We start from the raw sequence: 5,655 nt of genomic DNA, 5'->3' as shown, positions 1-5,655 counted from the left end.
AAAAAATGAATGTGCGGTGATTTATTTTTGAAATTCTTGAAATTATATCAAAAATTTAGAGTTTTGACGGAGAGACTTTTAAGTCCAAGATGACAAAATCGTAGTAATCCGTCATCCTGAACTTATTTCAGGATCTTCTTCTGTTGCTTGAGATCCATAGTCAACCAATGGGTAACGGTACGATGGTGTATGACGGCGTTTTTAAGGGCAAGGTGTTTTTCCAGTATAATGGCTTACTTCATTTTAGACGTGATAATATCTCATCTCTACTTAAAAGCGGTAGTATGGTTTTTAGTTCTGGGCCACTAGTCTTACCTGTAAGGGCAAGACGCAGAGGCATATACAAATCCTTTCCCTTTTTGCCACTATTTTGTGAAATAATTTTTGTCCAATCAGACCAGGTAGATTCGTTTATTATCTCAGGGAGCGTGTTTGCCGCAATCTCAAGTAATGCTTGATCAAGTCCTTGAACCTTAGTTGGGGCGTGGCATATCTGCCACCATTCTTTTATTTCAGAAAGTTTTTGCAAATTTGGCCTGATTGCGAGCCAAAAATTTTCATCAACTTTATTTAAATCATTTTTTTGTAGATAAGGCTTTATGTCATTGAACTCCAAGGTAATTACAAGCTTATGATTGAGGTGCTCTAGTTCCTCTGGCATATATGTTGTTGGGCTTTTTGAGTATGTAGTGATATCAAACTTCTCAACCAATTCAGCTAGATTTTTGCTTATATTAACTGGATTAGATGTCCCGATTAATGCCAAAAAGCTATTAATTGCCATAGCTTCTATATTTTGTTCCTCTCTTATGGCTGCAACATCATAGCCCCCCTCACGTTTAGAGATTTTATCCGCTTTAGATTTAACAAGACTTAAGTGGCCAAAAGATGGTGGCGCAGCTCCCAAAGCTTCAAACATTTGAATTTGAATTGCGGTATTGCTAACGTGATCTTCGCCCCTTATTACATGTGATATATTATAGTCTATATCATCTATAGTAGAGCAAAGCATATAAGTCATGCTCTCATCGGCACGAATAATTACTGGGTCACTTAGTTTTGATCCGTGGTATTTAATTTCCCCTTTGATCATATCTTGCCAAACTATGTCAGCGTCATTAATTAAGAAACGGTAATGCGGTTTTCTGCCTTGTTGCTCGTACGTTGCAATTTGTGCTTCACTTAGCTTTAATGCTGAGCGATCGTACATTGGCGGTTTGCCGCTTGATAATTGGAATTTTCTTTTTATATCCAGCTCTTCTGGCGTCTCGTAACATTGGTATAGTCTACGTTTTTTAATCAACTCAAGCTTGGTTGTGGTGTATTTATCAGCTCGTGCAAGTTGATTAAACGTTCTGTCCCAAGTTAATCCTAGCCATTTTAGGTCTTCTTCGATTGCTATTTGATATTCCTTGCGAGAACGTATTAGGTCTGTGTCATCCATGCGTAGTATGAATTCTCCACCATGCTTTTTCGCATACAACCAATTTATTAGAGCGGTCCTTACGTTGCCAATATGAAGTTTACCAGTAGGAGAAGGGGCAAAGCGAGTAATTACTTTTGTCATAATAAAAATTGATCGTTGAAAAAGCGGATGCTATCATATATCTTAAAAACTCGCAAGAATAGTATGAGTTTCATCCTAATGTGAGCTGGATACGCATGCCTTCGGCCTAATGTCATTCTGAACTTGATTCAGGATCTCAGGTGCAAAAGAAAGATTACGGATCTAAGTCCGGGATGACAGTAGTTTGAGCCGGGATGATAGCAGTTTTAAGATTGGTTATATACTATAATAAAAACTTTTTTTGCCAAGAAATATTTTTTGGCACGCTTTATGCGCCTATAGCACCATAAGGCAATATTTTAAATAATTTTTTGGAGAAAATAAAATGTCGAAAGGAACCACGGTAACAATGTTCAGCAGGTCAAATGACACACTTGCAAGTAACGTTGGTGCAAAGGAAGCTTGGGGTCACAAAAAGAGAGAAAATTTATTCATTAACTCTTTTGTTGGTACAAGCTCAGGCGGTGTATCTTATGTTAATAGTAAGACAAGATCAACAAACGATGTACAAGGTAAAATAATAAACACTGGTGTAGTATCGGACATTGCAATCGACGGTGATGGTCTGCTTGTGGTATCAGAGACTACTACTGGCCCTGCAAAATTTACCAGAAGAGGGGACTTTAGACAAGATGAACTTGGCTTTTGGAAAAATGGTGCTGATCAACTATTAAGAGCCTGGAAATTAGATAATGATGAAAATTTACCACAAGGTGCATCCTTGCTTGAAAGCCTAGAAGCGGTGAATTTTGCCAATACAAAAGGTGCTCCTGTGGCAACAACTGTTGTTTCAATCGCGATGAACCTTAATGCAGATCAAGAAGCGTTAAGAGGAGGTGGTCCTGATGCTATATTGAACCGTAGTGGTTTAAATACTGGTAAAAAAACTGATGATATATTATTTCCAGAAAAATTAGGTGGTTCAAGTTTGTCACTTGGTGATGAATTTAATTTTACATCTAGTGATGGTGTTCTAAGAACTATAGAATTTGGTGGTATAGTTCTTGGCAGGAGGCCAGACAATGCAACAAATAGTACAATTTTTGGTGCAACAGGTCCGAGTGCAAAATTTACATTTCCGCCTGTTCCTGGTCCTGGGCAGCTTGCAGTTGGTCATCAATTAAGGATTACCGTAGACGGCCAGCAATATTTGTTTTCAGCGGTTCAAGGATCTCCAAGTGTGACTAACAAGACATTTAATACAATCCAGAGTTTGGCTGCTGCTATTGACAGAATTAGTTCTTTAAAAGCCACGGTGGACAGTCTAGGAAGATTGTATATAGCTCCAACAAAACCCAACAGTGCTATACAGTTTGCTAACGTTGGTGGAGGAAGCATAGTTGAGGAGCTAGGGCTTACTAATCTTGCTCAAGCTGCAGGAGGAGTCGTACGTTTTAATAGTCTTGGTACTCTTAGAGATGCGGTAAATGCAGATCAAGATGTATATTCTCTCAAAGCAACAATTGAAGGCAAGGATCTAAAAATTACTTCGCTACTTTCTACCTCATCTCTTAATGTAACAGCTAGTTCGCTTGGAATTAATGCTATTACTAGGGCGACAATAAATCCTAATGCTTCAGAAGTTGGAAGAGCTACTTGTTTTATTAGTGCGCCAGGCCACACGCTGGTAGCTGGTGACTTTGTTACTATTACTGGATTAGGTAACGCACTAGTTCCAAATGGGGTGTATTCGGTTGGCGCAATTAATCCAAATGGTTTTACAATTGGCTTGATCAATGATGGATCAGTATTTCCAGCTGCAAACGCTGCTCCGGCTCTTGCTCCAGCGGCTGCTTCTTGGCAAAAGATTCCTGGTCAAACTTCGCCAACACTGGCTGGGAACATAACTGCTGTTGCTGGTAATGGTGGTGGACCAAATAATATTACTATAACTACTGGTGGTGCTCATAATTTAGTTGTAGATGATGTAATATATGTTGAAGGTGGAACTTACCACACAGCTGGTGGTGATGATATAGTGCTATCAGCTGGGTATTATCGAGTCAAAGTGCAAGCAGCTCCGAATACATTTGAGATTACGGCTTTGGATGTTGTGGCTGGGGTAGCTTATCCAGCCGCGATAGGCGTTTCTTTCCACAAAGTGGGAACAGCCGTCGGTGGTCTTCCTCTTCCTCTAACTGGTACATTCAATACTAATATTTTTGATACTACAAACTTATCAAGCATAGTGAACTATCATATAGGTACTAATCATACCTATAAAGTTGACGAAAATATTACATTTACTGGTATAGTTCCACCGCTAGTAATTAATAATATTACTATAGCCAATAATGTTCCATATAAAATTACAAATGTTAATCTTGCTGCGGGTACTATAAGCTTTGAAACTCAAGCTGCAGTAGGACCGGTGGTAGTGGCTAATGCTACTGGTTTTGCTCCATACGCAGCTCCTTCGTTGGGTCTTAGAGTTGAAAACGGCTCACAATTAATGAAGTATTTCTCTATTAACCCGGAGAAAGTGACCTATGATGAAACATATGATCCAACCAATCCTGATAAGAACTTGAGTGCTGCGGTTAATAGTCTTGCTAATTTTCCAAGTTCACAAACATATTCAGTTCCAATCACTGTATATGACAGCCTTGGGTCTTCATATACTTTATTGTTATATTTTGCCAAGCTTGATAACAATAAGTGGGCAATTGAACTTACATCTAAAAAAGATAAAAATGGTGTATTTGAAGTTAGTAATGTATTGGCGGATACTAATGGCTTAATTAGACAAGGCATAATTGAATTTGAGACAGATGGCACACTAAAAGGTATTCCAGAGGGGTTTGAAGAAGCAATTGACGTTCAACATAATAACGGTAGTGCCTCTGGGAGTATTACTATTGACTGGGAGAATGCCTTGAGTGAAATTACTTCTGGGACTGTTAGTCAGACTAAAAACCCGAATAACGTTGAAATTATTCAAGGTGATGGTCAAGGAGCTGGAACTTTAACGAAGCTAGAAATCAGTCCAGAAGGCTACATTATTGGAACATTCAGTACTGGTGAAACTAGAAAACTTTATAAAGTACCACTGGCTATATTTGCTAACGTAAACGGTCTTATTGCTGGTAGTAATGGTACATTTGACATTAGCCGTGAATCTGGTGAGCTTTTGCTGAAAGAAGCTGGTATTGGCGGTGCTGGTAGAACTCTTGGTGGAGTGCTTGAAGCATCAAACGTTGATACCACAGAGGAATTACTCAAAGTTCAAGAACTGAGTAACTCAATTCGTGCAAATGCAAGGGTTGCTTCTATTGATAACGAAAACTTTAGGAACATCTTGTCTGAACTTCGTGGCGGATAAGGTTTAAGTTAAAGAAAAAGTTATTTTGCCGGGTTTGATAAGCTTAATTAAAGCTTTCAACCCGGCATTTTTTATGTCAAATAAGAATACTGTCATACACTGTCATCCTGAGCTTGACTCAGGATCCCATGAGACAGAAGAAGATGCCGAATCGAGTCCGGCATGACGGTGTTTTCGATACACAAGTCCGGGATGACTAAGAATTGTCATACACTGTCATCCTGAGCTTGACTCAGGATCCCATGAGACAGAAGAAGATGCCACATCAAGCCCGAGATGACGGCATAACCGTTTGGTTGTATGCGTTCCCAGAATAAAGAGTCCCTCCGTCAAAACTCTCCCCGCCTGAATTAACAAGGGGTTTCATGTCATAAACAGCTTACAAAATCCATAAGAAAATGGTATAATTACCGCATAAAGCTTACGGATTTTAAAATTATGCCTATAGAAAATATTACTTTTCTCCAAAAACAAGAAAGGTTATTTGAAGAGAAATTATCTACAAAACTAAATCCTAAAAACAAGTTATATAAACTAAGGGATTTAGTAAATTGGTCTGAACTTGAAGCCAGAGCATTGCCTAACATTGAAATCAAGCAATTTGGTAGAAATAAGAAAGATCATAGAGTAATGCTAGCACTATCAATGCTTCAAGCTATGTACAACGGTTCTGATTCGTTTACGGAGGAAGAGCTAAAGGAAAATATTTATTGGCAATATTTTTGTGGTTATGAATATTTGCAGCAAGATCTTGATGTGTCTGAAG

3 protein-coding genes are annotated in these 5,655 nt (G+C 38.7%); 2 read left to right on the top strand and 1 reads right to left on the bottom strand.

Features of this window, described 5'->3' with window-relative positions; translation table 11 throughout:
* Window positions 1-238: 238 nt before the first annotated feature.
* Window positions 239-1,567 carry a glutamate--tRNA ligase gene (gltX, locus tag Megvenef_RS07135; protein WP_322777276.1) on the bottom strand — a complete coding sequence of 443 codons (1,329 nt, stop codon included), beginning with the start codon at window positions 1,565-1,567 and terminating at the stop codon, window positions 239-241.
* A gap of 325 nt (window positions 1,568-1,892) precedes the next feature.
* Here gltX and Megvenef_RS07130 point away from each other — a divergent pair, with 325 nt between their 5' ends.
* Together Megvenef_RS07130 and Megvenef_RS07125 are read left to right on the top strand one after the other, a co-directional pair.
* Window positions 1,893-4,889 carry a flagellar hook-basal body complex protein gene (locus tag Megvenef_RS07130; protein WP_322777275.1) on the top strand — a complete coding sequence of 999 codons (2,997 nt, stop codon included), beginning with the start codon at window positions 1,893-1,895 and terminating at the stop codon, window positions 4,887-4,889.
* Window positions 4,890-5,327: 438 nt separating this feature from the next.
* Window positions 5,328-5,655, top strand: a 328-nt coding sequence (locus Megvenef_RS07125; RefSeq protein ID WP_322776028.1) for a transposase, incomplete at its 3' end; no start/stop codon positions are given.

Origin of the sequence: Candidatus Megaera venefica (assembly GCF_034554655.1) — a bacterium.
GTDB classification, from domain to species: domain Bacteria; phylum Pseudomonadota; class Alphaproteobacteria; order Rickettsiales; family Rickettsiaceae; genus Megaera_A; species Megaera_A venefica.
The sequence above is the reverse complement of the archived record's forward strand: the minus strand, read 5'-3'. Positions and strand labels throughout refer to the sequence as shown.